General features: G+C 37.8%; 26 protein-coding genes and 1 tRNA gene. 10 read left to right on the top strand and 17 right to left on the bottom strand.

Annotated features, from left to right (window positions below):
* From LC115_01900 to LC115_01855, 10 genes are all read right to left on the bottom strand, one after another.
* On the bottom strand, positions 1-277 hold a 277-nt coding region (locus LC115_01900), incomplete at its 3' end, for a hypothetical protein (protein MCZ2355434.1).
* A 33-nt stretch (positions 278-310) separates the two neighbouring features.
* Positions 311-886, bottom strand: coding sequence for an SMC-Scp complex subunit ScpB (gene scpB / locus LC115_01895; protein ID MCZ2355433.1), 576 nt, complete (start codon positions 884-886; stop codon positions 311-313).
* 6 nt (positions 887-892) lie between these two features.
* The gene (locus LC115_01890) at positions 893-1,759 is read right to left on the bottom strand and encodes a sigma-70 family RNA polymerase sigma factor (protein ID MCZ2355432.1); all 867 of its coding nucleotides are present in this window, start codon (positions 1,757-1,759) and stop codon (positions 893-895) included.
* Positions 1,760-1,762: 3 nt separating this feature from the next.
* Positions 1,763-1,975 carry a hypothetical protein gene (locus LC115_01885; protein ID MCZ2355431.1) on the bottom strand — a complete coding sequence of 71 codons (213 nt, stop codon included), beginning with the start codon at positions 1,973-1,975 and terminating at the stop codon, positions 1,763-1,765.
* Between the two features lie 314 nt (positions 1,976-2,289).
* A complete protein-coding gene (locus LC115_01880) occupies positions 2,290-2,847 on the bottom strand; it encodes a 50S ribosomal protein L25 (protein MCZ2355430.1) in 558 nt (185 codons plus the stop codon).
* 15 nt (positions 2,848-2,862) lie between these two features.
* Positions 2,863-3,795, bottom strand: coding sequence for a ribose-phosphate pyrophosphokinase (locus LC115_01875; protein ID MCZ2355429.1), 933 nt, complete (start codon positions 3,793-3,795; stop codon positions 2,863-2,865).
* A 7-nt stretch (positions 3,796-3,802) separates the two neighbouring features.
* Positions 3,803-3,873, bottom strand: a tRNA-Gln gene (locus tag LC115_01870).
* 192 nt (positions 3,874-4,065) lie between these two features.
* The gene (locus LC115_01865; GenBank protein ID MCZ2355428.1) at positions 4,066-4,689 is read right to left on the bottom strand and encodes a molybdopterin-dependent oxidoreductase; all 624 of its coding nucleotides are present in this window, start codon (positions 4,687-4,689) and stop codon (positions 4,066-4,068) included.
* A 42-nt stretch (positions 4,690-4,731) separates the two neighbouring features.
* The gene (locus LC115_01860; protein MCZ2355427.1) at positions 4,732-6,744 is read right to left on the bottom strand and encodes a TonB-dependent receptor; all 2,013 of its coding nucleotides are present in this window, start codon (positions 6,742-6,744) and stop codon (positions 4,732-4,734) included.
* Between the two features lie 140 nt (positions 6,745-6,884).
* Positions 6,885-7,235 (bottom strand): LysR family transcriptional regulator, encoded by a 351-nt coding sequence (locus tag LC115_01855; GenBank protein ID MCZ2355426.1) that lies wholly within the window; start codon positions 7,233-7,235, stop codon positions 6,885-6,887.
* A gap of 237 nt (positions 7,236-7,472) precedes the next feature.
* Between LC115_01855 and LC115_01850 the strand changes: the two genes are divergently transcribed.
* The gene (locus LC115_01850; GenBank protein MCZ2355425.1) at positions 7,473-8,342 is read left to right on the top strand and encodes a porin family protein; all 870 of its coding nucleotides are present in this window, start codon (positions 7,473-7,475) and stop codon (positions 8,340-8,342) included.
* 8 nt (positions 8,343-8,350) lie between these two features.
* Positions 8,351-9,553 (top strand): hybrid sensor histidine kinase/response regulator, encoded by a 1,203-nt coding sequence (locus tag LC115_01845; protein MCZ2355424.1) that lies wholly within the window; start codon positions 8,351-8,353, stop codon positions 9,551-9,553.
* A 17-nt stretch (positions 9,554-9,570) separates the two neighbouring features.
* Here LC115_01845 and LC115_01840 read toward each other — a convergent pair whose 3' ends face one another.
* Together LC115_01840 and LC115_01835 are read right to left on the bottom strand one after the other, a co-directional pair.
* Positions 9,571-10,134: a hypothetical protein gene (locus tag LC115_01840; GenBank protein MCZ2355423.1), complete on the bottom strand. Its 564-nt coding sequence runs from the start codon at positions 10,132-10,134 to the stop codon at positions 9,571-9,573.
* Positions 10,112-11,506: a hypothetical protein gene (locus LC115_01835; GenBank protein MCZ2355422.1), complete on the bottom strand. Its 1,395-nt coding sequence runs from the start codon at positions 11,504-11,506 to the stop codon at positions 10,112-10,114. The genes LC115_01840 and LC115_01835 overlap by 23 nt, the downstream gene beginning before the upstream one ends.
* 268 nt (positions 11,507-11,774) lie before the next feature.
* Between LC115_01835 and LC115_01830 the strand changes: the two genes are divergently transcribed.
* Positions 11,775-12,302, top strand: a complete 528-nt coding sequence (locus tag LC115_01830) for a thiamine phosphate synthase (GenBank protein ID MCZ2355421.1) — start codon at positions 11,775-11,777, stop codon at positions 12,300-12,302.
* Positions 12,303-12,375: 73 nt separating this feature from the next.
* Positions 12,376-14,583 carry a hypothetical protein gene (locus LC115_01825; GenBank protein ID MCZ2355420.1) on the top strand — a complete coding sequence of 736 codons (2,208 nt, stop codon included), beginning with the start codon at positions 12,376-12,378 and terminating at the stop codon, positions 14,581-14,583.
* A gap of 30 nt (positions 14,584-14,613) precedes the next feature.
* Here LC115_01825 and radA read toward each other — a convergent pair whose 3' ends face one another.
* The 3 genes from radA to ccsA are packed head-to-tail and all read right to left on the bottom strand — an operon-like array spanning position 14,614 to position 16,901.
* Positions 14,614-15,972: a DNA repair protein RadA gene (gene radA, locus LC115_01820; GenBank protein MCZ2355419.1), complete on the bottom strand. Its 1,359-nt coding sequence runs from the start codon at positions 15,970-15,972 to the stop codon at positions 14,614-14,616.
* The gene (locus LC115_01815; GenBank protein MCZ2355418.1) at positions 15,959-16,135 is read right to left on the bottom strand and encodes a hypothetical protein; all 177 of its coding nucleotides are present in this window, start codon (positions 16,133-16,135) and stop codon (positions 15,959-15,961) included. Before LC115_01815 ends, radA begins: the two co-directional genes overlap by 14 nt.
* Positions 16,136-16,145: 10 nt before the next feature.
* Positions 16,146-16,901 (bottom strand): cytochrome c biogenesis protein CcsA, encoded by a 756-nt coding sequence (ccsA, locus tag LC115_01810; protein MCZ2355417.1) that lies wholly within the window; start codon positions 16,899-16,901, stop codon positions 16,146-16,148.
* Positions 16,902-16,998: 97 nt separating this feature from the next.
* Here ccsA and LC115_01805 point away from each other — a divergent pair, with 97 nt between their 5' ends.
* The 6 genes from LC115_01805 to LC115_01780 all read left to right on the top strand — a co-directional run bounded on the left by LC115_01805 (position 16,999) and on the right by LC115_01780 (position 23,915).
* A complete protein-coding gene (locus LC115_01805) occupies positions 16,999-18,294 on the top strand; it encodes a DUF1015 domain-containing protein (GenBank protein ID MCZ2355416.1) in 1,296 nt (431 codons plus the stop codon).
* Positions 18,260-18,847 (top strand): Maf family protein, encoded by a 588-nt coding sequence (locus tag LC115_01800; GenBank protein ID MCZ2355415.1) that lies wholly within the window; start codon positions 18,260-18,262, stop codon positions 18,845-18,847. The genes LC115_01805 and LC115_01800 overlap by 35 nt, the downstream gene beginning before the upstream one ends.
* The gene (locus LC115_01795; protein ID MCZ2355414.1) at positions 18,840-19,853 is read left to right on the top strand and encodes an SMP-30/gluconolactonase/LRE family protein; all 1,014 of its coding nucleotides are present in this window, start codon (positions 18,840-18,842) and stop codon (positions 19,851-19,853) included. The genes LC115_01800 and LC115_01795 overlap by 8 nt, the downstream gene beginning before the upstream one ends.
* Complete coding sequence (locus LC115_01790; GenBank protein ID MCZ2355413.1) at positions 19,850-20,509, top strand: 3-hydroxyacyl-CoA dehydrogenase; 660 nt, start codon at positions 19,850-19,852, stop codon at positions 20,507-20,509. Before LC115_01795 ends, LC115_01790 begins: the two co-directional genes overlap by 4 nt.
* A 5-nt stretch (positions 20,510-20,514) precedes the next feature.
* On the top strand, positions 20,515-21,207 hold the full coding sequence (gene ispD, locus LC115_01785) for a 2-C-methyl-D-erythritol 4-phosphate cytidylyltransferase (protein ID MCZ2355412.1): 693 nt from the start codon (positions 20,515-20,517) through the stop codon (positions 21,205-21,207).
* A gap of 68 nt (positions 21,208-21,275) precedes the next feature.
* Complete coding sequence (locus tag LC115_01780) at positions 21,276-23,915, top strand: hypothetical protein (protein MCZ2355411.1); 2,640 nt, start codon at positions 21,276-21,278, stop codon at positions 23,913-23,915.
* Here the strand turns inward: LC115_01780 and LC115_01775 are convergent.
* Positions 23,912-24,433, bottom strand: a complete 522-nt coding sequence (locus LC115_01775) for an SPOR domain-containing protein (GenBank protein ID MCZ2355410.1) — start codon at positions 24,431-24,433, stop codon at positions 23,912-23,914. The two genes, LC115_01780 and LC115_01775, sit on opposite strands and share 4 nt — an antisense overlap.
* Before the next feature lie 5 nt (positions 24,434-24,438).
* Positions 24,439-26,862 carry a transketolase gene (locus LC115_01770; protein ID MCZ2355409.1) on the bottom strand — a complete coding sequence of 808 codons (2,424 nt, stop codon included), beginning with the start codon at positions 26,860-26,862 and terminating at the stop codon, positions 24,439-24,441.
* Between the last annotated feature and the right edge of the window lie 77 nt (positions 26,863-26,939).

Here is a 26,939-nt window from a genome sequence, read left to right as displayed (position 1 = left end):
CTCTGTCTTGTGAATAGGATGATTCCCGCTTAGGATAACGCTCTCTGTCTTGTGAATAAGAAGATTCCCGCTTAGGATAACGCTCTCTATCTTGTGAGTAGGATGACTTAGAATTATCTATTGAGTTAGATTTATCAAAATCGTTTCTTTTATTATGAAACCTTTTTTCTTCAAAAGAGCCGGATGATTCTGATTTTTTATGAAAAAACGAATGGCTGCCCCCCGAACCCAATTTTTTTATTTTGGTACGGTGCTTGTTGTGCGGATTATTACTCATAGTATTAGGCTTAATTGACTCTCGTCAAGTTGTTTAGTTGTTAGGAAGTTTGTCAGGGTTATATTCAATTATTTTTGTTGGGGACAATTCCGGAAGTTCAGAAATCTTAGGGAGTTCAGAAAGATTATTGATGCCAAAATGTTGCAAAAAGATATTCGATGTCTGGTATAATAATGGTCTTCCGGGGGCTTCGGCACGTCCAGAAATTTCTATTAAATTCTTTTCAAGTAATTTACTTAGGGCATAATCACAATTTACTCCGCGTATAAGTTCAATTTCCGGCTTCGTGATAGGTTGTTTGTATGCGATTATAGCTAAAACATCTAACATTGCCTTGCTGACTTTTCGTTGTTCTTTATGAACTAATATTTTACGTAAATAGGGTGTTAGTTCTGATTTAGTTAATAGTTGGTAGCCTTCTGCTATTTTTACGATATTAAAGGCGTAGTTTTCAGATTGATATTGTATTTTTAGCAGTTCGATATTTTTCTCTACTATTTCGATCGTTGTTTCTGGGTCTGCTGAGAGGCAGATTTCAGTAATCTCGCTTAGGCTAATTGGTTGCTCGGCAACGAATAATAATCCTTCAATAAGCGTTGCCAAGCGCATGATTTTTTAGCCAAGATACGATTTCAGGGTTTTGCTGCGGGATGTGTGGCGGAGCCTTCGGATAGCTTTTTCCTTAATTTGCCGTACTCGTTCACGGGTTAAGTCAAATTTTTCTCCGATTTCTTCGAGTGTTAGGGAGTGTTCTATGCCGATACCGAAATACAATCTCACGACTTCTGCTTCTCGCTGCGTAAGCATACTCAAAGCTCTATCTACTTCTTTGCTAAGGCTTTCGTTCATCAGACCTTGGTCTGGGCGAGGTTCTTCATCGTTTTCCAGAACGTCAAGCAGTCGGTTTTCTTCTCCTTGAACAAATGGGGCATCCATAGAAACGTGCCTGCCAGCAATTTTCAGGGTGTCAGAAACTTCGGTAGCCGTCATTCCATCTAATATCTCCGCAATTTCATGAGGTGCCGGCTCTCTTTCATACTCTTGTTCAAGTTTGGCAAAAGCTTTACCTATTTTATTTAGCGCACCAACCCGATTAAGGGGTAAACGAACTATCCTGGATTGCTCAGCTAACGCCTGTAATATACTTTGACGAATCCACCAAACTGCATAAGAAATAAACTTGAAGCCACGTGTTTCGTCAAAACGCTTTGCTGCTTTAATAAGACCTAAATTTCCCTCATTAATAAGGTCGCCTAATGAAAGTCCTTGATTTTGATACTGTTTAGCTACTGAAACCACAAAACGTAGGTTAGCTTTCGTAAGTTTTTCTAATGCGTATTGGTCGCCTTCTTTGATGCGTTGCGCCAACTCTACCTCTTCGTCGGGTGTCAAAAGCTCCACACGTCCAATTTCTTGTAGGTATTTGTCTAAGGACTGAGACTCTCTATTGGTTATCTGTTTACTTATTTTTAACTGCCTCATCCTTTATTGTGGTTTGTTTTCTAATAAAAATTTTCTGACCTGATTACTTTGATTTTTTGATAAACGCTTTATACGTTTATCAAAAATGGATTGAAATATCTGACTGACAAAAATCCATGTCTCAGGAGCTAAATACAATTCGCTGCCCTCTTTTGTTCCTTTTGTTAAGGGTTTTGAAGTAAGATGTTCCTGTTTCTTTTTTTTCAAGTGCCTCATTTAGTTATCGTATTATTATTTTTTAGTTAAACATGGAGGTTTTATTCTAAGATAATTCCTTTGTAACTTGAATTGTAAGGCGAAAAATAAAACTCTTTCTTCAGAATATCTAAAAAAATTATCTACAATGTGGAACTCTAACCAACTTAAAACAAAACCCGCTATGCCAATCTCTGTAGTATCTCTATCATTTTTCATCCTCTATATTCAGGCATTTTCAGAGTATCTATACGCCAGCATGAATAAAAAGGTTGCAAAAAAATAGCTTTGTTAATAATAAGATATAAAACGGTTATGTTTGGAGTATTTGGGTTTTATTTTTGGCGTAAGCTACGAGGAATCTCTATGGTAGCAATACCAACATCCGGACTTGTTAAGATTGTTATATTTTCAATTACGATGGCACCTACTTTCATAGATTGCCCTAACTCTAAATGGGAAATATCAACAGAAATATGGCTTGGTAAAACGCTTGTTAAACCGGAAACGCGTAATCTTCTCTGTTTTACATTCAGGGTTCCGCCTGCTAAAACACCGGCAGGGTTTCCTTCAACTTTAAGGGGTAAAAATATGTCAATGGCTTTATCCGGCCTAGTGCAGAAGAAATCCATGTGCAGTAAAGATTCTGTAACCGGATGAAATTGGGATTCTCTCGCTACTGATTCGTAGGTTTTCCCATTAATTTCAAGCTGCACCAAATAGGTTTCTTGGGTGTAGATTACTTTTCGTAATTCTTTTTCCGGTGCAAAAAACTGAATATTAGTATCTTTTCCGTAGAGTACACACGGGATTAACCCTTGTTTACGCAGGCCTCTGATGTCGGCTTTAGAACTATGGGTACGTTCAGTACCTTGTAATTGAATAGATTTCATATAACGTAACTTTTTTTATTTTAAAAATAAAGAACTAACAGATTCAAGATTATGAATTTTGTTTAATGCTTGGGCAAAAATACGAGCAATTGAAACAACTTTGATTTTGGGAGAAGTTTTATTTAGCGGTATTGTGTCTGTAACGACTAATTCGGTGAGTGTTGAGTTTTCGATTCTTTGGATAGCTTCTCCGGATAAAACGCCATGCGTAATAGCTGCTCGCACTGATTTTGCGCCTTTTTCTATCAAGTGGTCAGAGGCTTTGCATAGCGTACCTGCGGTATCTACAATATCATCTACGAGGATGACATTTTTGCCGGTTACGTCTCCAATTACCTGCATACTACTCACTTGATTAGCCCGTTCTCTGTGCTTATCTATCACAACCATATCTGAGCGCAGATGTTTAGCATAAGTTCTTGCGCGAGTAACTCCTCCCATATCTGGTGCAGCTATAATTATATCCGTTAAATTTAGCTGTTCTATATGTGGAATCAGGACAGCACTTGCGTCTAAATTATCTAAGGGGATATCAAAAAAGGCTTGAATTTGGCCTGCATGTAAATCCATCGTAACAACGCGATTGGCACCGGCGGCTGTAAGTATATTAGCAATCAACTTTGAGGCTATTGAAACCCTTGATTTATCTTTTCTGTCTTGACGTGCATAACCAAAATACGGCATCACTACTGTTATTTGATATGCTGATGCGCGTTTAGCGGCATCAATCAGGAGCAGTAGTTCTAACAAGTTATCCGAAGTTCCGTAAGTAGATTGAACAATGAATAAGTCATAACCACGCACCGATTCTAAATATTGGGGTTGTATTTCGCCGTCACTAAACCGCGTAATATTAACTTCTCCTAAGGTGGTTCCGCTAGAGTCTGCTATACAACTGGCCAATTCCCGCGAGGCACTACCTGAAAATATCTTTATCCGGGAATCCATACTCTCGTTGCCCAGGGAGGATTCGAACCCCCACACGCTGAACCAAAATCAGCTGTACTGCCTTTATACGACCGGGCAAAATGAAAAATCAAATTGTGCTGCAAAATTACTGCAATACAGAATACAATCCAAATCTTTTTTTAACTTTTCCCCAATAAAATATCTCCAAAAATTAAGGCAGTGATTCATAATTGAATACAGATCTTGCTGCTTTTTGGCCAACAAGTTATTGGTTTAATTTAGCCTCGTAGAGGTTTATTGATTCTGTTTCTAATTTACTCTTTTTACTTCAATATTTTTTAGCCAATAAACATGGCGAGGGCCTGTTTTTATGTCATTTTTACAAATCAAAATCATATCTCCCTGTTCTTTAATGGGTTGGCCATTTTCTTCAAACAGGATGTACACATTATCGCCTGTTGGATTATTAAATATTTCTGCCCAAGAAAATGTTGCTTTATAGTTATCGGTAGCGCGGGCAACGATGTAAAAGTTTCTGTCTTTGTGGTTATGCTGCACTATTTTTGCTTTTTCAAGTATCTCTTTTAAAAGCACTCCTTTGCAGGTTTTGTTTTCTTTCATATTTGCTCCACTCTGGCAAATAACGTTGAAGTTTTCAATGGTAGCTACGTTCATGGCTTTTAGTGAATCTACTGTTAATATAAGAGGATGCTCTACATCTCCTTTGACAGTTACTTGTTTACTGATGTATTTTGCGCTGTCTTTAGCTGAAGTTGGTGTCATACAGGCATCTGTCTTACCTCGTTTTTTTTCACCCATTGTTGTTGTTTGACCTTCGGTAGTTCTTGACTTTGTTGGGTTCACGTTTCTGCTGCAAGCGTAAAAAAGGAGCACAATTATCAGAGCTGAAATTGTGAATGATGTTTTTTTCATGATACTTAATATTTATTTTGGTGTTAAAGATTCAATGCTGTTTTAGTTGTGGTTAAAAAATCTTAGGGTTACAAAAAAGTTTCTTCCTTCTTCGGGATAGCCTTCGGTAAGCATATAGTTTTTGTCAAGAATGTTATTTAGCCCTGCTTCGATGCTCAGGTATTTCCATACTTGCCCGGATACAACTGCGTTGAAAACGGTATATTGTGGTGCTTTTGTGCCATAACTTGTGCTGTAACGCAGTGAGTTGTATTCAGAACTTAATATTATTCTGATTTGCTTGATTGGTTTGTATTGTAAGTATGTAAATACCTTTGTATAAGGAACATCTGTAAAAAGAACTGTTGGGTTTGTTAGGTTATGTCTTTCGATATATGAGTAATTGGTACTTATTAAGAGGTTTTTCAGAATATCATATTTTACAGAAGCCTCAACGCCCATAAATTCTGCTGTTCCTGCATTTTGCATTTGTGATTTACCCGGTTGAACATTATTTACGCTCAAAATAGCATCCGTAATATGGCTGTAAAAGAGGGAAGTTTGAAGCGTAAGTTTTTTTAGGAATTTACCGGTATAGGTTAAATCATAATTATCTGATGTTTCGGGTTTCAGGTCTGGATTAGGAATTGCAGTTCCCATGCGGTAAGAATATCTGTCTTTGATTGTAGCGAAGCGGGTTTTTCGCGATGCTGTGGCACTTATTTTATGATTTTCTTTAACGTAGTAGAATATTCCCAATTGCTCATTCAAGGCTGGGCTGGTTCCTGCTTTGGCAAAATCAGAGATAGTTCGATTTTTGCTATCATAATTTTGTGCTGTAATATTCTTTCTGGCACTATAACTTATTCCGGGAATTAGCACAATTTTATCATTGATTTTATAGGCATCTTCAAGGGCAAAGTTTATTGTGTTATCCTCAAAATGTCTTACAGGTTCGCCTACGTTATTTTCTCTATGAATATCTTCTTTGTAATGCGCAGAAAACTTTAACTCATTTTTGGGGATAATATTTGTTCCGTATTCTATACTTCCTCCATAGGTAAAATCGTTGTACCAACTTTGAAAGGCGTAGGGCTTATTCTGGGTAGTGTAGGTTGAGTCATCAAAACTATTGATTGAATTTTTGAAAATATCATAATAAATCCGGCTTTTTAGGTAATTTTTCTCATTTAGTTTAGTATTTGACAAGAAAAAGTATGTTTCTTTATTCCAATATGGCCATTGCCAAAAGCGTGGTTTGGTATAAAGCGAGTTTAGAGTATCGTTACCGGCATAAAGAGGAGTTCCTTTTTTCCCTTGCTGATTAATGTATCCGAGAACGTATTCCTGTTTTTCATTCGGTGTCCAACCTATTTTGAAGTTTATTTTTTGGTCTGTGCGGTATGAATTATCCCGTTCACCACCGTTTTCATGTATATTGGATTTAAAATCACCCGACATTCTGTATGAGTCTCTGTGTAAATAAGAATATCCTCCTTGTAGATAAAACTTTCCGATATTAGAACCGATGTTCAGATTTCCTCTATAGCCATTTGTATTTATCATTCCCAAAGATCCGTCATACTCCAATTTTTGGGTAGGTTTTCTGGAGATTAAATTGATCGTTCCACCCAAAGAGTTAGGCCCATAGAGCATCGAAGAGAAGCCTTTTGAAACGTCAATTACCGATAAATCAAAGGTGGTAAATCTTGCCAGATCTACATAGCCGTCATAAGGAACATAGACAGGGATGCCGTCCATATAAACCGGAACTGCCCGTAAATCAAATCCTCTAACTGAAATCATGGATTCATTACGTTGGCCAAAAGATGTTAGACTGATGCCCGGCAGCATATTCAATGATCGCGAAACCTCGTATCTATTTTGGGCTTCCATAGTTGTCTGGGTTATTCTCCCTGCTATTTCGTCTTTTGAATTGGCAGATATTACAACTTCGCCAAGCTGAAATGTCTTTGTTCCTAAGGTATCAAGATAGTCATTTTTAAGTGTATCCTGATTTTGTGATAACACAAGGATTGGAATCATGATCGCTACCAATAAGATTTGTTTTTTCATATTTTTTAATTCGGTATGTTTTTTTTAGGAATAACGCAGTGTATAAAAAAGTTGTAACTATCTGATTTCTGATATTAATGCTGTGATTTGCTTTCATATTTTCGATATGTTTTTTAGGGAATAGTGCATTTTAAAAAAAATCAGAATTCTAATTCACGTGATTTTGTGAGTACAAATTGCTTTATTTCTTTTTCAATTTTATAGAATTCATGTATTGCTTTTTCTCCTTCAGGTGTAAGTAAAGCGCCGCCACCGCCTTTTCCTCCCAATTTTTTTTCTACTAATGGTAATTTTGAACGTTTATTCATATCTTCTACTAATTGCCAAGCCTGCCGGTATGCCATTTTTATTGCCTTTGCCGCATTTGTTATGGAACCCGTTTCTTTGATTTTTTCAAGCAGAATAACCTTTCCTATGCCCAAAAAGGGGCCGCTTTCTTCATCAACCCAAATTCGGACTCTTATAGAATAGGTTTTCTTTTCTTCATTCATTATGCTTTACAAAACACAGTGCAAATTTGTATGTATTATTTCCACCAAGCTATGATTTTTATCACATTTTTAAATTTATTTAGCGTAGTCTTTAAATATCGTTGTAATGATGGTTTATAATTCTGTTATTATACTTTATAAATTGCCTAAAAACTAATGTTGAAAACTAATAAGTGTTCAAAAATTTTCTTTATGTATCCATAAAAATAGCTATCTTGCGGCACTTTTAAAAACCGAATGAGAATTACGATTTTCTTGCTGGGGTTACTGCTGATAACCGGTTCTTTAACGGCACAACGGGTTTACAAATTAGGCGGCAATATTGGGATGATGACTTATCAGGGAGATATTGACGACGGTCTGTTGGGCTTTAAATCTCCCAATCCGGCTATTGGGCTGCAAGGCGTATATCAGTTTCATCCAAATATTGGGATTCGCGGAGAACTAAACATCGGCCGCGTAAGTAATAACGACAAAAACTCCCCCAGTAACTCTAATACTCGAGATAGAAATTTAAGTTTTCGCTCTAATATATTAGAATTATCTGTTCAGGGTGTTTATGAACTTTTTGGGAAAGCCAAAGCCTTCAGAGATGCTTCTGCACATTATTATTATTTCCACCGCTCAAAATTTACACCCTATTTATTACTCGGAGTTGGCTTATTCAAGATGAACCCTCAAGCAAGCTATCAGGGAAAATGGTATAATCTACAACCATTAGGAACAGAAGGACAGTATCTTTCTACAGGAAAAAACCCAAGCCCATATTCGCTGTATCAGATAACCATCCCAATGGGAATCGGTGTAAGATACCGCCTAAATGATAAATTTGATTTATATTATGAATTTGGATACCGTAAGACCTTTACAGATTACTTAGATGACGTAAGTTCTTACTATCCCGATTCTGCATTGATGCGGCGGGAAATGCCACGTGAGGCTTTTGCACTATCTTATCGCTATGCCCCTGGCCAACGCCCAGACTATGCCCGTATCAAACGCGGTAACTCCACAAGCGAAGACTCTTATGTCTATACCCGATTCGGAATTACCTACATATTTGACCCCAAAACTGTTCCCCTACGCTATAAACCAAAACGCAGATAAAAGCCTCTATGCCAGAAATCATCGCCGATAAATCCATTATTGTTCAGGAAATTATCGCAGGCAAACGCCCTAAACCATACCTCATCATCGTTGATGATGTTCAGGAAGTCCTACAAACTGTTCGAGACCAACTAAAGTTTTTAACACATCTATTTACCATTGAGGTTTCCGAAAGCGGAGACGAAGGAATGGATATTTTACAGGAGATATTAGAGCAAAAAAGAGACGTTGGTGTTATTATTTCAGACCAAATTATGCCAGGCATGAAAGGCGTTGACTTCCTTGTTAAAGCTAAAACCTTGTTTCCCAATAGTATCACCATTTTACTGACCGGGCAAGCCGAAAGAGATGATGTCGGAACAGCTGTAAACAAAGCTGCTTTGCACCGGTTTATAGCTAAACCTTGGGACCCCGTAGAATTTCAAAAAACAATAGAAGCAGCGTGCTTATACTACCTCCAAATTCGTGAAAATGAATACTTGCACGAAAACTTAGAACAATTAGTTAAAGAAAGAACCCAAAAAATAGAAGAAATGGTCCGGGTTGTTTCTCACGACCTTCGCTCTCCTCTAACCGGTATTTCAAGCCTCGCTGAACTCCTAACAGATAAAGACATCGCTAAGGATATAAATCAAGTAACCAAATTCGGCGGCATTATTCAAAAATCTGTAAGTGGCTTATTACGAATGGCTAATGATGTATTAGATATTGGAAAATTGGAATCCGAATCGGTACAACTAACTCTTGTTACCAAAGACTTATCTAACTTTCTGGAGGGTTTAGTAAGTACTTTTGAGCCCTTAGCCATCTCCAAAGGTATTTCATTACGAACCAAACTAACCCCTACCCTAACCTGCTCCTTTGATGAGTCAAAAATAGGCCAAGCTATTAATAATCTACTGTCCAATGCAGTTAAGTTTACCAAAAAAGGAGGAACCGTAACTCTCACAACTGCAACCGGAGAGTTAAACGGAAAACCAGCCGCTAAAATCACCATAGAAGATACCGGTATCGGAATCCCGGCAGATAAACTGCCTTTCTTGTTTGATAAATTCAGTAAATCTCACCGTGCTGGAACCTCCGGAGAAAAAGGTACAGGACTCGGCATGAGCATTTCCAAAGCCATAGTCGAACTCCACCAAGGAAAAATCGAAGTAGCCTCCACCGAAGGAAAAGGAACAACTTATACCGTTTACATCCCAATAAGCTAACCGGTAAAAATTGTTGTTCAGAAAATAACTGCTGCTAAAGCAAAACTAACCAAACCTACTCCCACACCCCGAAGGATTTCCTCTGGGGTGTGGGCTTTAAGGCGTAACCGCGCCCAAGCTATTGCTGCTATCCCCACCAACATAAACCCAACCAGAACTATGTTGGTAAACCCTGAATATAAAATTAAGCCCAATAAAGCCACGCTGCCCGCTATATGAAGGGATGTCCTTTTCCAAAACTCTATGCCAAACATAATTAATAGTAAAGCTACGCTTACATAAAGCGTAGCTTTAGCATCAGTAAATCTTGGCTCTATGAAAAAAAATATCGCCAAAAGATTCCAAAATAGCTGAATCAAATAAGTTCCCCTCCGCTGAAAAAGAGTTAAACCATTTAAATTAAAGTTTTTAAATCTATTGATAAACAAATAGATAGAAATTATTGGGAAAATATATGTACCTAAAAATAGGGCAAGAGAAAGTTCATTAGCAAACAATAACCAATAAAGAAATGAATGGATTGGATGAAAAAGTAATGAAATCAACCAAGCCAAATGATTAGGCCAAGAATATTTCGTCATCAATTGGTTTGCGGAAAATATTTCCAATCAAATCCTGAAATGTAATTTCCCCATACTTAACTGTTTTATTTAAAAAAGAAAATTCCGTTAAGCCATGTAACAAAAACTCCATAAACAAATAAATATCTGGGTTAGCTATCGCGGGATAATGATTTTTCACAAATTCAAACAAGCCGGGAACCTGTATAAGTTGCTGCTGATAAGCTATATCCGAAGTGAATGTGCTAACCGAAACAGTATTCCCTGCATTAAACCAGTGGAGTAAGCCAATGTAAGGAATTGGTTGTTTAGAGCGCCTATAACGATCTGGATCAGGAAAATAATGAATAAATACTTTTTTTATTGCATTACTAATCAGGGTGTTAAATTTATTAGGTTGTTTTTCATCTTGCTTTAATTCTCCTGAATATTCTGGAAATATTGTTGGATAAAGCGAATAAAAGTCTATTATCCGTATATTATCTTTTGAGCAGGTTTCTGTTAGGGCGCGTCTTTCTGCAATCGCATTTAGAAATAACTGCATTTTAAACATCCGGTTCGCCGGAAAATCAACAAATCCACGCTCCTGACGCAACTGAATCACACATTCTGCCTGCAAAGCATAAATAATTTCTTGATAAGCATTTGTATGACCAAGATATTTCTTTTTATCTATTATGGATTGAGTGGTTTTTAAATGGCTATTGTCCGGTGAATGACAAATATTCAAAAACGCCCCAAATAAATCTATTAATTCCGGATTTAAAGTTTGGATTACACTGTAATCCAAACTTTCTACAATAGCAATTATCAAACAATCCGGAATATGTTGATTATGAATAAATTCTGAATTTCCAAGTAATGTTAGCAGTTTTAGCTGCTGCTTAGGAGGGATTTTATCAAAATATTTAAGAACAATAATTTTTTGGTTAAAATTTTGAAAGTTAAACAAGTCTTCTGTTTCTGATATTGCATTACCATAGATTACCTGAAGGCGGTCATTTCGGTTCAGCCATTGCAACGCAGTTTTTTCTTTATCCTGTGCTAAACAGTTTTTGGCTGGCTGCGTATGTGGAAAACAAGGATGCTCAGAACCTAAAATATTCGCAATATAGGGAACATATTCGTCTAACAAGTTTATTATTGAATTAACAACCAATGATTTAGAGTTGTTTCTTTCGCTAAACAATAAAAAATGCTGTTTAGCAAGTAACGTTGTTTCTATGGTTTGCAAAAGGTTTGGGTCAAAGCCGGTTAGTAATTGAAAGGGATTTTCTTTGGCAGAAAGTTTTGCACACAGATTTTCGTAAATTTCATCTAAAATTACTCTTCTGGGCAATCCTGAAGCCTGAAAATCCCCTAAATTTCTTATGCTTTCAACTGATGAAATCATAATTTCTAAGGTAATTCTGAATATGTTCTTGCAAAAATACCTTTTCTTTATAGAAAAAAAATCGCTGTTAAGAACAAGTGAATAAGTATTTAAGGTAATGTTTATATTGCCTTAAGCAGTACGTTTGTTTTAAGTTTAGCTAACTTTGAGTAATCTTTTGGGCAGAAAAACTTCTTTATTAACCTCTTGATGATATTTGTTATTTGAATTAAAATCAGGCATAAAACGGTAAACAAACTCATTATCAGAATATTAAACTAATTTTTGAGTGATTAAAATTCCATTTCATAAGATTGCAATAACTCCAAGTATAGAGAAAGAAGGGGAATTATTAAGGTGGGCAGAAACTGCTTTTCAGAAAGGTGCTGACGCGCTAATGCTTAGGCAGATTCCGGCCAAAATCATTGCAGATACTTTTCAGGAACTTCTGCAATTAAAATTACCGCTATTAAATAATCATTCTGGGTTTTATGAGGCGGAATGGTCTGGTTTTCAGCTAAAAGAAAATGAGCCTTATTTTGTATTTAAGAATAAATTTATTGGGCGTTCCTGTCATTCAATAAATGCTGTGCAGGTGGCAGAATCAGAAAACTGTAATTACGTTTTTTTAAGCCCAATTTTCAATACCCGTAGCCACCCGGAGCAACCTTGTTTGGGAGTTGATTATTTAAAACGAGCCACAGCAATTACCCAAATTCCTGTTTTTGCCTTAGGCGGTATCGAAAACGAAAAACAAGTAGAAACTTGTTTACTATCAGGAGCTTACGGTTTCGCTGCGATAACCTATTTCTTGTAATATTGCTAAAGTTGCGGAAAAATCTATCGGAAAAGTTTATGACAAAGCTTTCTTTGCTATTTTTGGCTAAACTATGAAGTTGTGGTTGTTTCTGCGGGGGATATATTATTCACTTCCAATTCAATTGGTTTTCCACCAACTTCGGCATCATTGGATATTGGTTTTTTTTTGGTTTTTTTTAGCCGGCGTTGTTACCCAAAATGTTTTGCAGGATTTTGGAGCTGCCTATTTATTTTTAGAACCAGATTATTTAGGGGAAACCTCCTTTTATTCAATGGCTTGGCTCGGATTTTCCTTTGCTGGGCTTTCCTTAGCCTACCACCTTACAGCCTACATCTTGGATGGGCATCACTTCTTCTTTATCTTAATTGAGCCTAAACCATTTAGAACTTTTGTTTTAAATAATTCGATTATTCCAGTAGCATTTTTGGCTATTTACTGGACTGAGTTTTACCGAGCACATATCAAGAGTGATTTTAGTAATGAACTTGAACTTATTTCGGGTTTTATTTGCGGGGTTTTGGTTGTAATTATCGTTTCAGTGGTTTATTTTTCATACTCTAACGTAGATTTACCGGAGTTACTCAAAAGGCGTGATTTAAAAGAACGAAAAAAACTCATTCAGCAGGCTCGAAATTATGTGCAAATTGGTACCAACGTCCAATATTATTTGAGTGGTTTATTGATCAAAAAAATCCATCCGGGGTCGCGCATAAATCCGCTGAAATTACTCCGAATCTTAAATCAGCATCATGCAAATGCCTTAGTTGCAGAAGGTTTGTTTTTACTGAGTTTATTTTTACTGAGTTTTTTTCAGGGATTTGAATTGTTCCAAATCCCGGCAGCATCCAGTTTTTTGGCCTTATTTTCAATTGTGTTAATGGGTGTTGGTGCAATTTCATATTGGTTTCGGCGTTTGGGGCATTTTATGTGGCCAGTGATTATCGGGATAGCCTTTTTGGTGAATAATTGGTTTTTTTCTCTTGGGCAGCATCAATTATTTGGGATTTCTTATTCCGGAAAACTGCCAGAATACAATTCTTCGGTTATTCATGGTAATATTACAGATGAAAGAGTTACCGAAGATTCGCTATATACCGTTGGCTGGTTAGAAAACTGGAAAATAAATTGTGGTGCAGCAGAATACAGCAACAAGCCTAAAATGGTTCTACTTTGCGCAAGTGGAGGCGGCTTACGCTCTGCCGTTTGGACAGGATACTGCTTAGATACCCTTAACAGAATCACCGGAGGGCATCTCCTAAAACATACTGCTCTTATGACCGGAGCCTCCGGCGGTATGATTGGGCTATCTGTTTTCAGAGAATTTCTGCTCAAAAAAAACCAAGACTCTACAAATACACCCCAAAATACCTTAGAAATTACCAACCTCATCGCAGGTGATTTGCTAAATCCCATTATTTCTTTCAGTACATTAAATAGTTTCAGACCGCTCATAGAATTTACTTTTCAGGACAAAACATACTGCCAAGATAGAGGTTTCGCTTTTGAGCAAAAACTTTCCAAAAATACTCATTGCTTTGAGGATAAACCTATTGGGCGATATTTAGAACCTGAATATAAGGCGATTATCCCTTGGCTTATTTTTTCACCCACAATTGTTAATGATGGCCGGAAACTCTATCTCACCCCCCAAAAGGTTTCATGGCTTTGCAAACCCACTATATTTAACCCATCTTTTAGTACCGAGATAGACGGCGTTGAGTTTCGGGAAATCTGCAAAGACCAACAGCCAGATTCTCTTTGGATGACCTCAGCCATACGAGCAAATGCCAGTTTTCCATACGTACTTCCTTTTCCTGAAATACCAACCCGAAACCATGTTCGGCTTATGGACGCAGGCGCAAACGACAACTTTGGCATTAGCACAGCACTACGATTTTGTTGGTACTTCAGAGATTGGATCGGTAAAAACACATCCGGAATAATTATCGTCCAATTTCGAGATACTCCCAGAAAAGCAACTATTGAAAAACTAAGCACTGAAACTGTTTTTGGAAGCCTTCTCAGCACTATCGGAGAATCTTATCGTTCAGTTGCTAACTCAAAGAGTTTTATCAACGACCAACTTTTAGCTCAATGTAAGCAAAATTATCCGATTAATTTTCAACTCATTGAACTTCAATATCTTCCAGTAAAAGAAACGCGAAATGCTTCACTAAATTTCCATTTAACTAAGCGCGAAAAACAGGATATTTTGAACTCATTTTCTCATGAAGAGAACCAAAAAGCTCTAAATGAATTACTTAATCAACTATATTAGCTTGAGTGTTAATTTTTGTAATCTAAACTTTTATCTAAAAAAAGTAGCGACAATATCTCTGATATGTTCTACGGTTATTATCTCAATATTTTCGTAGTGGTTTTTGCTCAGTTTATTGTTATCAGAGAGTACGATAGCTTTAAATCCTAACTTTTGGGCTTCCGAGATACGTTGTTCTACGCGGGAAATAATTCTGATTTCACCTGTTAAGCCGATTTCGCCGGCAAAGGCAATTTTTTCCGGTAGGGTGATATTCAAATAAGCAGATATTATAGAAGTAGCGATAGCTAAATCCAATCCGGGGTCATCTAAGCGTATTCCGCCGGCGATGTTTACAAACACATCTTGATTTCCCAAACGCAGGTTGCATTTTTTTTCAAGCACTGCTATAAGCATTTGCAGGCGGCGTAGGTCAAAGCCAATGGGTGCTCGCTGCGGGCTTCCATAAGCCGTCTCTGATACCAATGCCTGACAATCAACTAATAAAGAACGGTTTCCCTCTAAGGTAGCGGCTACAGCCACTCCACTAACGTGCTGGTCAGTTTGGGCTAAAAATATCTCCGAAGGGTTGGAAACCTCCCGTAATCCATCTTGCTGCATTTCATAAATACCTAATTCAGAAGTAGATCCAAACCTATTTTTGGTAGTCCGTACAATCCGGTAGCTATAATGCCGGTCTCCTTCAAAGTTTAATACTGTATCTACTGTGTGTTCCAGCACTTTGGGCCCTGCCAGGGAACCGTCTTTGGTTACGTGGCCAATCATGCAAATCGGAATATCTTTTTCTTTGGCAATTTTTAATAACTGCATAGTACATTCCCGAATCTGGGTAACACTCCCCGCAGCAGAATCAAGTTGCTGATTGTAAAGTGTTTGAATAGAATCTATAATTACCAAATCTGGCGAATATTCTTGAATATAGTTGATGATAGGTTCTAAGATATTTTCAGATAAAATGTATAAATTGGGATTGATGTAGGGGATTCTGTCTGTTCTCATTTTGATTTGCCGTTCGGATTCTTCACCAGATACATACAGAATCAGGTGCGGGCTTAATTGTAAAGCTATCTGAATCAATAATGTAGATTTTCCGATGCCGGGTTCTCCACCCAGTAAAATTACAGAGCCGGGTACAATTCCGCCGCCAAGCACTCGGTTAAACTCATTATCCGGAGTTACAATCCGTTGCTCCTCAATCGTTTTGATATCCGATAACTTTTGTGGTTTTTTTTCGGAACGAAGTACTGGAGAGACCTTGCCAGAGGCAGAAAGCAAAACAACTTCTTCTTGTATCGTATTCCATTGTCCACAACTGCGGCATTTTCCCTGCCATTTTTCATGGGATTGGCCGCAATTTTGGCAAATAAAAGTAGTTTTATTTTTTGCCATCCTGAAAATGCTTTTCTATTCGGTTTAACTTTCTTTCAACCCGAATAAGCATTAGGACAACTGCACTGAAGATAATCAGCACTACTGTCATGACCGTAAAAATACGTTCACTAACAAATAGAAAACTGCTGGCTTGTAGTATAAAAAATAAGTTTAATAACATGATTTCCAAATTATTGCATATTTATTTGTTTTTCTAATAAATACGTTTTGATTTGTTGGGTTCGTATGCGTAGTTCCAAAATCCAGCATCCTAAGAGCATAAATCCGATAATTGCCGGATAAAAAACAAGTCGGTAAGATTCTCCAATGCCTTTGGCAGAAAACACGGGTGCTGTTTCAGAAGTACCGGGATGTAAGCCTCCCACTAATTTTGGAATTATGTACGTTAATGGAATTAAGTTTACAAATGCAAACATATTGTATATTCCTGATACTAAGGCTTTTTTTCGTGAATCATCCATACTTGACCGTAAAAATAGGTATGCTCCATACATCAGTACCGAAGCCAATGCAAGTGTTTGCTTTGGGTCCCAGATCCACCAAGCATCGGTATCAAAATCCGGTAATAATTCCCCCCAAGTAACCCGAGACCAAACAATGCCGGTACTTAGCCCCAACATTCCAAAAAAAATACCCACCGTTGCCGCTTCGGAGGCTACTCTATCAAGCCACAAAAACCTTTTCCATAGATACAAAACGCTGAAAATCCACGAAAAAAACATCATTAAATACATCGTAAACCACATCGGCACGTGATAAAACAGGTTCCGAGAACTTTGCTGGATATTGCCGCCAATATCCGGCAGGGTCTTAGTTAAACCAACCACCAAAGCATACAGTAATAAAATGAGACAAAGCGCCTTGTAGAAAATACGCCACTTTCTGTGGGTGCTTGATAAAAACAAAAATCTTTTATCTTGAATCATGGAACGGCAAAGGTAACAAAGATATTGTTGATATTAAGCAACTGTATTGGCTTAAAAAAACCAAAGTTATGGTTAAGTTTGATACTTTTGCAGCGTTATGGCTAAAATACGTCCCTTTCGGGCTTATCGGTATAACTTGGAGAAAACTAACTTAGAGGACGTAATCGCCCCTTTGTTTGATGTAGTAACTCAAGATCAACGAGAAAAACTATACAGCCTTCCTTATAATGCGATGCACCTTTCTGTTCCTCGTTCTATCCAAGAAGCTAAGAATAAACTACATGACTGGAAAAAATCAAAAATCATCATTCAAGATCCGCTACCGGCTATTTATCCGTATTACCAAAAATTTAGCTTATACAATCACAGTAAAACCTTTGAGCGTAAGGGTTTTATATGTGCTGTTCAGCTAAAAAATACCCAAAATCAACGGGATATTGTGCTGCATGAAAATACATTAAGTCATTCTGTCAATGACAGAATCAACTTATTGGAGCAGACTCAGCTAAATATTGCCCCCACGCATGGGTTATATGAAGATCTTCGTTTTCAGATTGAGCCCTATTTAGATGAATTTATACAGCATCCAATTTTAGAAACTATTGATTATCAGAATGTTGTTAATAAATTAGGTATTATTCAGCATCCGGAAGTTATTCAGAAAATACAGGCTGTTATGGCTGATTTACCGGTTTATTTAGCTGACGGGCATCATCGTTTAGAAGGCTCTGAGTTAGTTGCTGCCCGCTATTTTGAGAAACATCCCAATGCTTCATTAGAGCATCCTACCAACCATCATTTAATGTATCTAACCAATCTACGGAGCGATGATTTACGTATTTTACCCACTCACCGGCTGGTTCAACTCCCTGATTCACTGAACGTAAGCAGTTTATTACAGCAGTTGGAACGTTTTTTTTCCATTGATTATTTAGATACCCGAACTCCCGTACTTACCGAAATTCAACATAAAAAAGGTATTTTTGCTTTGTGTACCGATGAAAATTATTACAAACTTCGGCTAAAACCAGAATTTACAAATCCACAAAAAATTGATTTACCGATTCCTGATTCACTCAAAATATTGGATTACACTCGGCTTCATTACTTTATTTTTGATAAAATTTTGAATATACCTTATTCCAAACAAGGAGAATCAAAAATAATTCAATATTGGAAAGATGCTTCCGGAGTTATTGAGCAAGTTCATACAAATAAAAATTCGGTTGGTTTTTTAGTCAATGAAGTTAGTATGGATGAGATGTTGGCTGTTTGTAATGATTATGCTAAAATGCCGCCTAAGTCCACCTATTTTTATCCCAAAGTTATTTGCGGATTAGTTTTTTATTCCATTGCTGATGATGACGAAAATTCCGCTGATTTTGGCTTCTAATTCGCCCCGTAGAAAATGGCTTTTAGCGGAAGCCGGCTACAAATTTACTGTTTTGGTAAAATCTATTGAAGAAACTTGGCCTAAAAACCTTGTTGCGGCTGAAATCCCCTTGTTTTTAGCCCAAAAAAAGGCCACCTGTTTTGAAGAAGAATCACAACAAGCCGTTATTATCACTGCGGATACCATTGTCTGGCTTGATAATCAGATTCTGAATAAACCAATAGACAGAAATGAGGCCGTTACATTCCTACAAAGGCTATCCGGCGTTACGCACACTGTTTTTTCAGGTGTAACGCTTTTATATCAATCTTTATATCACAGTTTTGTAGAAAAAACAGAAGTCGTTTTTGATACAATTTCTCCGGAAGATATTGATTTTTATGTAGATAACTATAAACCTTATGATAAAGCCGGTGCATACGGGATTCAAGAATGGATTGGGTTGAATGCTGTCAGAGAAATTCATGGGGATTATTTTAATATTATGGGATTTCCGGTTTGTCGTTTTCGCAAGGAGTTAAAGCAATTTTTAAGTAGTATTCATTATGCTTAAAAGATTATTAATCTTTTTTTTGCTCTTAGACGCTGGACTTTCTTTTGCCCAATCGTATTCTTGGTACAAGATGATGGGCGCACCCGGAGCAGAAGATATTACCATTGACACAACAACCGGAACTGTTTTTATTTCTTGTGATGACCGTAGATGTAGGTTTAAAAAACATTCTAACAACTGTTTAGGGGAAATTTTTGCGCTACAAGCGCAAGATACTATTCCCAAAATACTGCCATTGGCTTTGAAGTTTTCACAAGAACACCCCTTTCACCCGCACGGCATTGCTTTTAAACGCTGGGATAGTGAATCCGCAACCTTAGCCGTTATCAACCACCGCTCAAAAAAACAAACAACTATTGAGGTTTTTGATTACAAAAATAAGCAACTTATTCATAAACAAACACTTGAAAACAGCACTTTCTTACGATCTCCTAACGACATAACTATTGCTGGAAAAAATACCTTTTTGATTACCAACGACCATTACTCCACCAAAAGTTTTGGCCAACTTTGGGAGGGAATTTGGCATTGCCGAAAAGCAAATGTCGTTATTTATCATCAAGGAGAATTTCAAGTATTAATTCCTAAGTTATTGTATCCCAATGGGATAACATTAGATTCTTCTGGAAAATATTTGTTTGTGAGCCTTGTTCAAGATAAGTGTATTCGGGTATATTCCCGAAATCCCAAAACGCAAGAAGTTGTTTTTGAAAAAGATATTCGATTAGGAACCAGCCCTGATAATATTGAATGGGATTCGTTCGGAAATTTATGGGTAGCCTGCCACCCCAAACCCTTCAAGTTTATTCAACACGCATATTTTAACAAAACAAGCCCAAGCCAAATCCTAAAAATTGAAGGAATCGAAGGTAGAGTTCAAGAAATATACTATGATTCCGGTAACTTTGTATCCGGAGCCAGCACAGCCGCCCCTTGGAAACACAAATTATTCATCGGAACTGTTTTTGAACCTTTTTTCTTAATTGGAAATACTACAAAACCATGAAAACTTTAGTTATCGTTCAAGAAAATATGCTCGAAGAGGCAAAAAAAAGCCTTTGGCATAAATTTAACCCTGATTATGAATCCTATTTAACTGGTAATGAAAAACAATATGATTTGATTGTTGATTTATCTACGGAAGAAGCGCCGATACAAATTACCCGGTATTTTCACCTAAAAGAAAAATTGGTGGTCGTTGCTTCGGTATGTAGAACCTTATTGGAATCCGTAGCCGAAACGAGCTTAGAGCCAGAATGTTTCTTATTTGGCTGCAATGCATTGCCCTATTTTTTAAGCCGCCCTGTTTTAGAACTAACGGCATACGAAACAGATGAGCAGCATTATTTAGCAGCTACACTTTCCAAAAATGAAATTCCATTTTATTTTGTAGCAGACCAAGTTGGAATGGTTACGCCCCGAGTAATTTGTAAAATTATCAATGAAGCTTTTTTTATGCTGCAAGAAGGCAGCGCCTCAGAAGAAGACATTGATTTATCTATGAAATTAGGCACAAATTATCCTTATGGCCCATTTGAATGGGCTGAAATTATTGGAATCAAAAATGTTTATACCGTTTTGGAAGCTATGCAGCATACTTTTAAAAGCGACCAGTTTAAAATAGCTCCACTATTACACCAGTTGTATCTACGGCAACTTTAACTACCATGTTTGGAGTAATCGTTGTTGCGGGCGGAATAGGCACCAGAATGGGCAGCCAAATACCTAAGCAGTTTATAGATATTAATGGCTTGCCGATACTTGCCCACACACTAACAAAGATTCTAATGTATCCAGGAGTTTCTAACCTATGGTTAGTTCTCCCACAAGATTGGGCTGAATATTGGGATAAATTGGTGCAGCAAAAACAGCTTCAGTGGAGAATCCCAATTAATATTATTTTCGGTGGAAAAACGCGCACAGAATCAGTCTGGAACGCTTTAAAGTCAATACAAAATTCTAACCTCGATTTACAGTGGATTGCTATTCATGACGCTTGCAGACCATTGATAAACAATACATTAATAGAATCTATTCTTCAAATAGCAAAGTTAAAAGGGGGGGCTGTTCCGGCTATTCCCGTTAAATCATCACTCCGAAAAATCACCCAAAACGGCTCAATAGCTTGCAATAGAGATGAATACTATGAAGTGCAAACTCCACAGATATTTTCATTTAATTATCTTATAGAAGCATATCAAAATCTTCATAATCAACCATTTACTGATGATGCCAGCCTGTTTGAAGCAGCCGGATTTTCGGTTTCGATAGCTCAGGGAGCTTTTGACAATATTAAAATTACCACAGAAGAAGACTTATTTACTGCCCAAAAGATTTTAGATAAATTATCAAATAGTTAAAGCAGCAAGAGGCTATTTATTTAGCTAACTTTATGATAAACAGGAACTTATTAGTATTTATATTTTTTTTGCTGTTAAACCTTTGTGATGCACAGATAAGCAATGTCAATCCCAAGAGTATTTTTGAGTTAATTCAGACCCAAGCCGGTGTTATCAGCAATCTACAATCCGTTAGTGACGGGAAAGGGGGCGTTTATTGGGTATTTAGAAGCGTAGCTTCCCAAACAAATTTTTCCCAAATTCAGGTACGTTATACTGCTCAAAATGGTAAGGAACAGTGGGTTTCTCCAGCTATTGTTACGCAGTCCAAATTCAGCCAACATAACCCGATTGTCGCCAAAGACCTAAGTAACGGCCTAATAATAGCTTGGGAAGAACGAAGAGATGATAGCCTTGAAACTGATATTTTTTGCCAAAGGATAGACATTTTTGGGCAAAAATTATGGGGCGATTCCGGCATTTGTGCCCTGCAATTATCCGGTATTCAGCGATGTATCGAGATTTTACCGGATAATGCCGGCGGATTTTATATTTCATGGATACATGAAATAGACCATAATGCAGAAAAAGATATTGGTATTCAATACCTTGACTTAAATGGTCGCTATAAATGGGATAAAAGTGGTGTTTATATTTCACGGGCAAAAGGGACACAAGTCAGGCCGGTACTTGCCTTAGAACCCGGAAAAAGTGTCATTTGTATTTGGGAAGATTACCGGAATCAGCAGCAATGGCAGTTATATGGCCAAAAAATTTCCCATTCAGGAAACCCTGAATGGGAAAAAGACGGATTATTGCTACTGCCAGACCACCCTCATAATCAAAGGAATCCAACTATTGTAGGGGACGGTTACGGAGGCTTTATGTGCGTATATGAAGCCTCCGGATTGCAAACAGAGGCAACTGACCTCTACTTCGTCCGAATCAGTAGAATCGGAACTATCGTATTTGAAACCATAGTCTGTAGCTTTTCTGATAACCAACTGAATCCAAACCTATTCAAATTCGGAAGCTACGTCTATCTATTTTGGGAAGACTACCGGAAAGGTAATGCCGATTTATATTGGCAAAAGATGGATTTATACACCGGTAAAGCGCTGTGGAGCACTGAGGGACAAGTATTATGTAGCAGCCCCGGCAAGCAAACAAATATTCTGATTACAGAAGGAGATGCAGGAACATTTTGGGCTGTTTGGCACGATTTCCGGCAGTCAGCGTCTCAATTATTTGCCCAACAATTAAATACAGACGGAAAAAATCTGGGAGAACTTAACGGATTTCTAATAAGTCAAATTCCCGCAGAAGCTAACTTTACCATAACAGCTAATAATCAAGGTGAAATCTGGGTAGGTTTCTTAAATGATGGCATTACCCAACTTAAAATTAGCACAGAAAGAAAAACCAAGGGGATACAAACATCTGCAAATCAGCGTATTGTATATGCTCATATTGCCCAAATTGTGATAGCTGACGGACAAAGGAATGACTTTTATATTGCTTGGCAGGATTTCCGCAGGGGAGAAAAAGAACCGGATATTTATATGCTTCGGGTGAGCCTTCTGGGAAAACCGCTCTGGGCAGAACCATTAGCTGTTTGTGTCGCTCAGGGAGAGCAATCAAGGCCGGTTTTATTGGCAAAAAATAATGCCGTTTTTGTGGTTTGGGTAGATAGAAGAACCGGTAAAGACGAAAATCTATACCTACAAAAAGTAGATTCTTCCGGTGTTTCTGTATGGCCTCAAAATGGCGTTCCCGTTTGCACAGCCCCCCGTTCCCAAAACTCCCCTAAAATTACCGAAACAAATCAAGGAATTATGGTTCTCTGGAATGATGCACGTAATTTTGAAACACATGGATTCGATATTTATGGTCAATATTATGACCTCATGGGAAATATCCGTTGGGCAGAAAACGGAATCCCTATTGCAGCCGGCCCAGGTTATCAAACGACACCCAAAATAAAACAAGTTGATGACCAAAAAATAGCACTAAGTTGGATGGACGACCGAAGCGGATTCTATAATATCTATGTTGGAAAACTATCTTTACAAGGTAATTTATTGTGGGAAAAGGCATTAGCTCCAGCTTCATATAATCAGCGAAATCAAAATATTGATAGCGACCCCACCGGAATAGTAGTTGCGTGGAGTGAAGATAGGTTTAGTAACAAGTTTGAAAAAATTTGTACCCAAAAAATCACGTGGAGTGGCGAAATACTCTGGGGAGAACGAGGGCAGCTTGTCTGCGAAAACTACGGAAAACAAACTTATCCCAAAATACTGATAGACCAAAGTTACGGCGCAGTTATCACGTGGATAGGCGAACAGAATCCGGTAGCCAAAAATTCGCTGGTCATTCAACGGCTTAACTTAATGGGAAAACCTATATTCCATTCCAATGGGCTTAAACTTGGTGAAAACTTACCGGAGAACCCACAAACAGATTTACTAATATACAACAACACCATCACAGCAGTTTGGATACAGCAAAACTATACTGGAAACAATTTAGCACACTTCCGGCAATTAGACCTCTGGACAGGAGACCCTATCAATCAGAATACTCGCATCCTTGATGACCCAAAAATTGTGCATCAAGAAATAATAAGTATCTATAAATCAAGGGTTTACTCTATAATCTGGATAGAACAAACCGACTCCAAGCAGGCAAAAATAATGATGTTGAACTTCGAGCAATCTAAATACTAATTGCCTTTTATGAGTTCAACTTTATCTGGAACAATAAACGAACCCGGGAAATATTGTTTTACAGATTTTAAAAATGCCTCTACTTCTAATCGTGAGACAAATTCGCCGGCACGTACTTTAAAGTAAGGACGTTCATATAAATTATACACAGGAACGCCCGGAAATTTCTCCAAGAACTCCAAACGAACCTGAGCAGATTCCTTTTGGTTTGAACCAGAGTAAATCTGAATCCTAAAACCATTTACCAACCTGATTTTTGCATTATTTTCAATATGCAGGCGCAATAATCTGTTTATTTCAAAGTTGCCTTCTACTTTAGATTGAATCTTTTTTTCTTCTGTTTTGAAAGAAGAGGTGATTTTATATTGTTGAACAAATGTCGAAGCCTCAACCGGAGACTTGAATGCAAATACCTTACGAAATGGCTGAATGTTTTGGGTTTCGTAACGGGTATAGTTTGAGCGGGTGCTATCCGAAAAAAGCACTAATAGCAGGGTTATCCAATTCAGCAATATCATGTAGATTAAAAAATATCAGGATATAAATTAGGATTAAACTCGTGCATCATCTTATACAAGTTTATGATTATATCTTCAATATTGGGTTTAGAAAAATAATCACCGTCTGAACCATAGGCGGGACGATGGTCTTGTGAGGTTATCGTAATCGGTTGGGAATCTAACCAACGGTATCCTTGCTGGTCTTCCAAAATTTGCTGCAATATGTACGCAGAAGCTCCACCACGCACATCTTCATCCAAAACAACTATTCTATTGGTTTTCTGTAATGATTTTACAATTTGATGATTAATATCAAATGGAATAAGTGTCTGTATATCAATTATTTCCACTGATATTTTCATTTGCTGTAATATTTCGGCGGCTTCTAATGCTATTCGGCAATTTGCTCCATAAGTAACCAAAGTAATGTCAGTACCTTGCCGTAAGGTTTCGGGTACACCTAAAGGAACGGTAAATTCACCGATATTGTCAGGTAAAGTCTCTTTTTGGCGGTATCCGTTCAGTACTTCGATAATTAGCGCAGGTTCTTCTGCTTGTAATAAAGTATTGTAAAATCCGGCAGCTTGGGTCATATTACGCGGAACTAATACGTGTATGCCCCGAAGTGCATTGATGATAGTTCCTAACGGGGATCCGGCGTGCCAAATTCCTTCTAAGCGGTGGCCGCGTGTACGAACAATCAAGGGAGCTTTTTGTCCGCCTTTTGTTCGATATTGAACGGTAGCTAAGTCATCAGACATAATTTGCAACGCATACAGCAGATAATCCAGATATTGAATTTCGGCAATTGGGCGTAAGCCGCGCATAGCCAATCCGATACCTTGCCCTACGATAGTAACCTCTCTGATTCCGGTATCACTTACTCGATAAACGCCATATTTTTCTTGCAACCCTGCAAAAGCCTGATTTACATCTCCCAGATAGCCAACGTCTTCCCCAAAAGCAAGTACCCGAGAATCCCGCTTTAATGCGGCATCAAAACAGGCTTGTAAAATCTCCCGCCCGTCCACTTGTGGGCTATCCGGGTGGTATTTCGCCGGAATGGCCGGTACTTTCAACACAGAATCCGCAGTTTCACTGTATAGATAAGAACTATAACGCTCAAAGTTAGCTTTTCGCTGATCTTTGTACCAACTCAACAGCCGTTTTCTGGAATTTGACTGGTGGTTTTGGGTAGTAGCCGTTAAAACTTTTCGGATAGCAACAAAAATATCCCTCCGAAATGGCTCAGATGTCTTCTGAAGTTCATTCGCCAAAGAATTACAAAGATTCTGATGCTGGGTTAATTCTGAACCAACTTCTTGTAGAATCGCTGATATTTCGGTGATTTCCTGCTTTATTGGAGCTAAGTAGCTACTCCATGCAGCTTTTTTGTAGTTATTTACAATTTGCTTATCTTCTGTTTCAAAAGTATCTAATTCTTCGGCAGTAGCAAAGTCCTGCTGGATAATCCATTCCCGCATTTTTTTGACACAGTCAAATTCTTGTTCCCAAGCTAATCTTTCCTTCGATTTGTAGCGTTCGTGGCTTCCCGATGTTGAGTGTCCTTGCGGCTGTGTGGTTTCTATCACGTGAATGATAGCTGGAATATGAAACTTACGGGCTTGTTCTACCGCCATTTGATATGTTTTGCATAAAGTTTCATAGTCCCATGCTCGCACTACGTAAATATCATAACCCGGTTTATTTTCTTCGCGTTGAAGACCTTTCAAAACTTCGGAAACAGAATTTTTGGTCATTTGGTATTCGTTTGGAACAGAAATACCGTATCCGTCATCCCAAATAGAAATTATTGCTGGAGCTTGCAGCACTCCAATAGCATTAACGGCCTCAAAGAACATTCCTTCTGCACAACTGGCATTTCCAATGGTTGCAAAAACAACTTCATTTCCGTTATTTGAAAATTGATTTAATGAGTGTAGGGATTTTATTTCACGATATAGTTTTGAGGCATAGGCCAATCCCACCAATCGGGGCATTTGAGAGCCTGTGGGGGAAATATCGGATGAAGAATTAAACTGCAAGGTTAAATTACGCCAAGTGCCATCTGGGTTTAAAGATCGGGTAGAAAAATGGCCGTTCATGGAGCGGCCTGCCGAAGAGGGCTCTGCATCTACGTCCGTATGAGCATATAATTGAGCAAAAAACTCTTGGATAGAAGACATTCCATTAGCAAACATCCATGTTTGATCCCGATAATATCCAGAACGAAAATCTCCTGGGCGGAAGTATTTTGCTAATGCAATTTGAGGTAATTCTTTACCATCTCCAAAAATACCGAACTTTGCTTTACCGGTTAGAACCTCTTTACGCCCCAACAAACTCGCTTGACGGCTCTGAAATACTAAACGATAATCTCCAAGCACTTCTTCGCGAGTAAAGTCTTTTACTACCTTTTCCTTGATGTATTCTTGCGTTAGCACCATACCGCAAATTTCGTAATATGTTTCTACAAAAACAACTTTTAAGGGCGTTAATAGCCCGTATCTGTAACTTTAAATGT

The organism is Bacteroidia bacterium (assembly GCA_026932145.1).
GTDB lineage: Bacteria > Bacteroidota > Bacteroidia > J057 > JAIXKT01 > JAIXKT01.
Note: the sequence above shows the minus strand (reverse complement) of the source record. Positions and strands in the feature narration are given on the sequence as shown.

Excerpts from the sequence above, each read along its gene's own strand:
- scpB (MCZ2355433.1), bottom strand. The coding sequence starts at position 886 with ATGCGCTTGGCAACGCTTATTGAAGGATTATTATTCGTTGCCGAGCAA.
- LC115_01890 (MCZ2355432.1), bottom strand. The coding sequence starts at position 1,759 with ATGAGGCAGTTAAAAATAAGTAAACAGATAACCAATAGAGAGTCTCAG.
- LC115_01885 (MCZ2355431.1), bottom strand. The coding sequence starts at position 1,975 with ATGAGGCACTTGAAAAAAAAGAAACAGGAACATCTTACTTCAAAACCC.
- LC115_01880 (MCZ2355430.1), bottom strand. The coding sequence starts at position 2,847 with ATGAAATCTATTCAATTACAAGGTACTGAACGTACCCATAGTTCTAAA.
- LC115_01875 (MCZ2355429.1), bottom strand. The coding sequence starts at position 3,795 with ATGGATTCCCGGATAAAGATATTTTCAGGTAGTGCCTCGCGGGAATTG.
- LC115_01865 (MCZ2355428.1), bottom strand. The coding sequence starts at position 4,689 with ATGAAAAAAACATCATTCACAATTTCAGCTCTGATAATTGTGCTCCTT.
- LC115_01860 (MCZ2355427.1), bottom strand. The coding sequence starts at position 6,744 with ATGAAAAAACAAATCTTATTGGTAGCGATCATGATTCCAATCCTTGTG.
- LC115_01855 (MCZ2355426.1), bottom strand. The coding sequence starts at position 7,235 with ATGAATGAAGAAAAGAAAACCTATTCTATAAGAGTCCGAATTTGGGTT.
- LC115_01850 (MCZ2355425.1), top strand. The coding sequence starts at position 7,473 with ATGAGAATTACGATTTTCTTGCTGGGGTTACTGCTGATAACCGGTTCT.
- LC115_01845 (MCZ2355424.1), top strand. The coding sequence starts at position 8,351 with ATGCCAGAAATCATCGCCGATAAATCCATTATTGTTCAGGAAATTATC.
- LC115_01840 (MCZ2355423.1), bottom strand. The coding sequence starts at position 10,134 with ATGACGAAATATTCTTGGCCTAATCATTTGGCTTGGTTGATTTCATTA.
- LC115_01835 (MCZ2355422.1), bottom strand. The coding sequence starts at position 11,506 with ATGATTTCATCAGTTGAAAGCATAAGAAATTTAGGGGATTTTCAGGCT.
- LC115_01825 (MCZ2355420.1), top strand. The coding sequence starts at position 12,376 with ATGAAGTTGTGGTTGTTTCTGCGGGGGATATATTATTCACTTCCAATT.
- radA (MCZ2355419.1), bottom strand. The coding sequence starts at position 15,972 with ATGGCAAAAAATAAAACTACTTTTATTTGCCAAAATTGCGGCCAATCC.
- LC115_01815 (MCZ2355418.1), bottom strand. The coding sequence starts at position 16,135 with ATGTTATTAAACTTATTTTTTATACTACAAGCCAGCAGTTTTCTATTT.
- ccsA (MCZ2355417.1), bottom strand. The coding sequence starts at position 16,901 with ATGATTCAAGATAAAAGATTTTTGTTTTTATCAAGCACCCACAGAAAG.
- LC115_01805 (MCZ2355416.1), top strand. The coding sequence starts at position 16,999 with ATGGCTAAAATACGTCCCTTTCGGGCTTATCGGTATAACTTGGAGAAA.
- LC115_01800 (MCZ2355415.1), top strand. The coding sequence starts at position 18,260 with ATGATGACGAAAATTCCGCTGATTTTGGCTTCTAATTCGCCCCGTAGA.
- LC115_01795 (MCZ2355414.1), top strand. The coding sequence starts at position 18,840 with ATGCTTAAAAGATTATTAATCTTTTTTTTGCTCTTAGACGCTGGACTT.
- LC115_01790 (MCZ2355413.1), top strand. The coding sequence starts at position 19,850 with ATGAAAACTTTAGTTATCGTTCAAGAAAATATGCTCGAAGAGGCAAAA.
- ispD (MCZ2355412.1), top strand. The coding sequence starts at position 20,515 with ATGTTTGGAGTAATCGTTGTTGCGGGCGGAATAGGCACCAGAATGGGC.
- LC115_01775 (MCZ2355410.1), bottom strand. The coding sequence starts at position 24,433 with ATGATATTGCTGAATTGGATAACCCTGCTATTAGTGCTTTTTTCGGAT.
- LC115_01770 (MCZ2355409.1), bottom strand. The coding sequence starts at position 26,862 with ATGGTGCTAACGCAAGAATACATCAAGGAAAAGGTAGTAAAAGACTTT.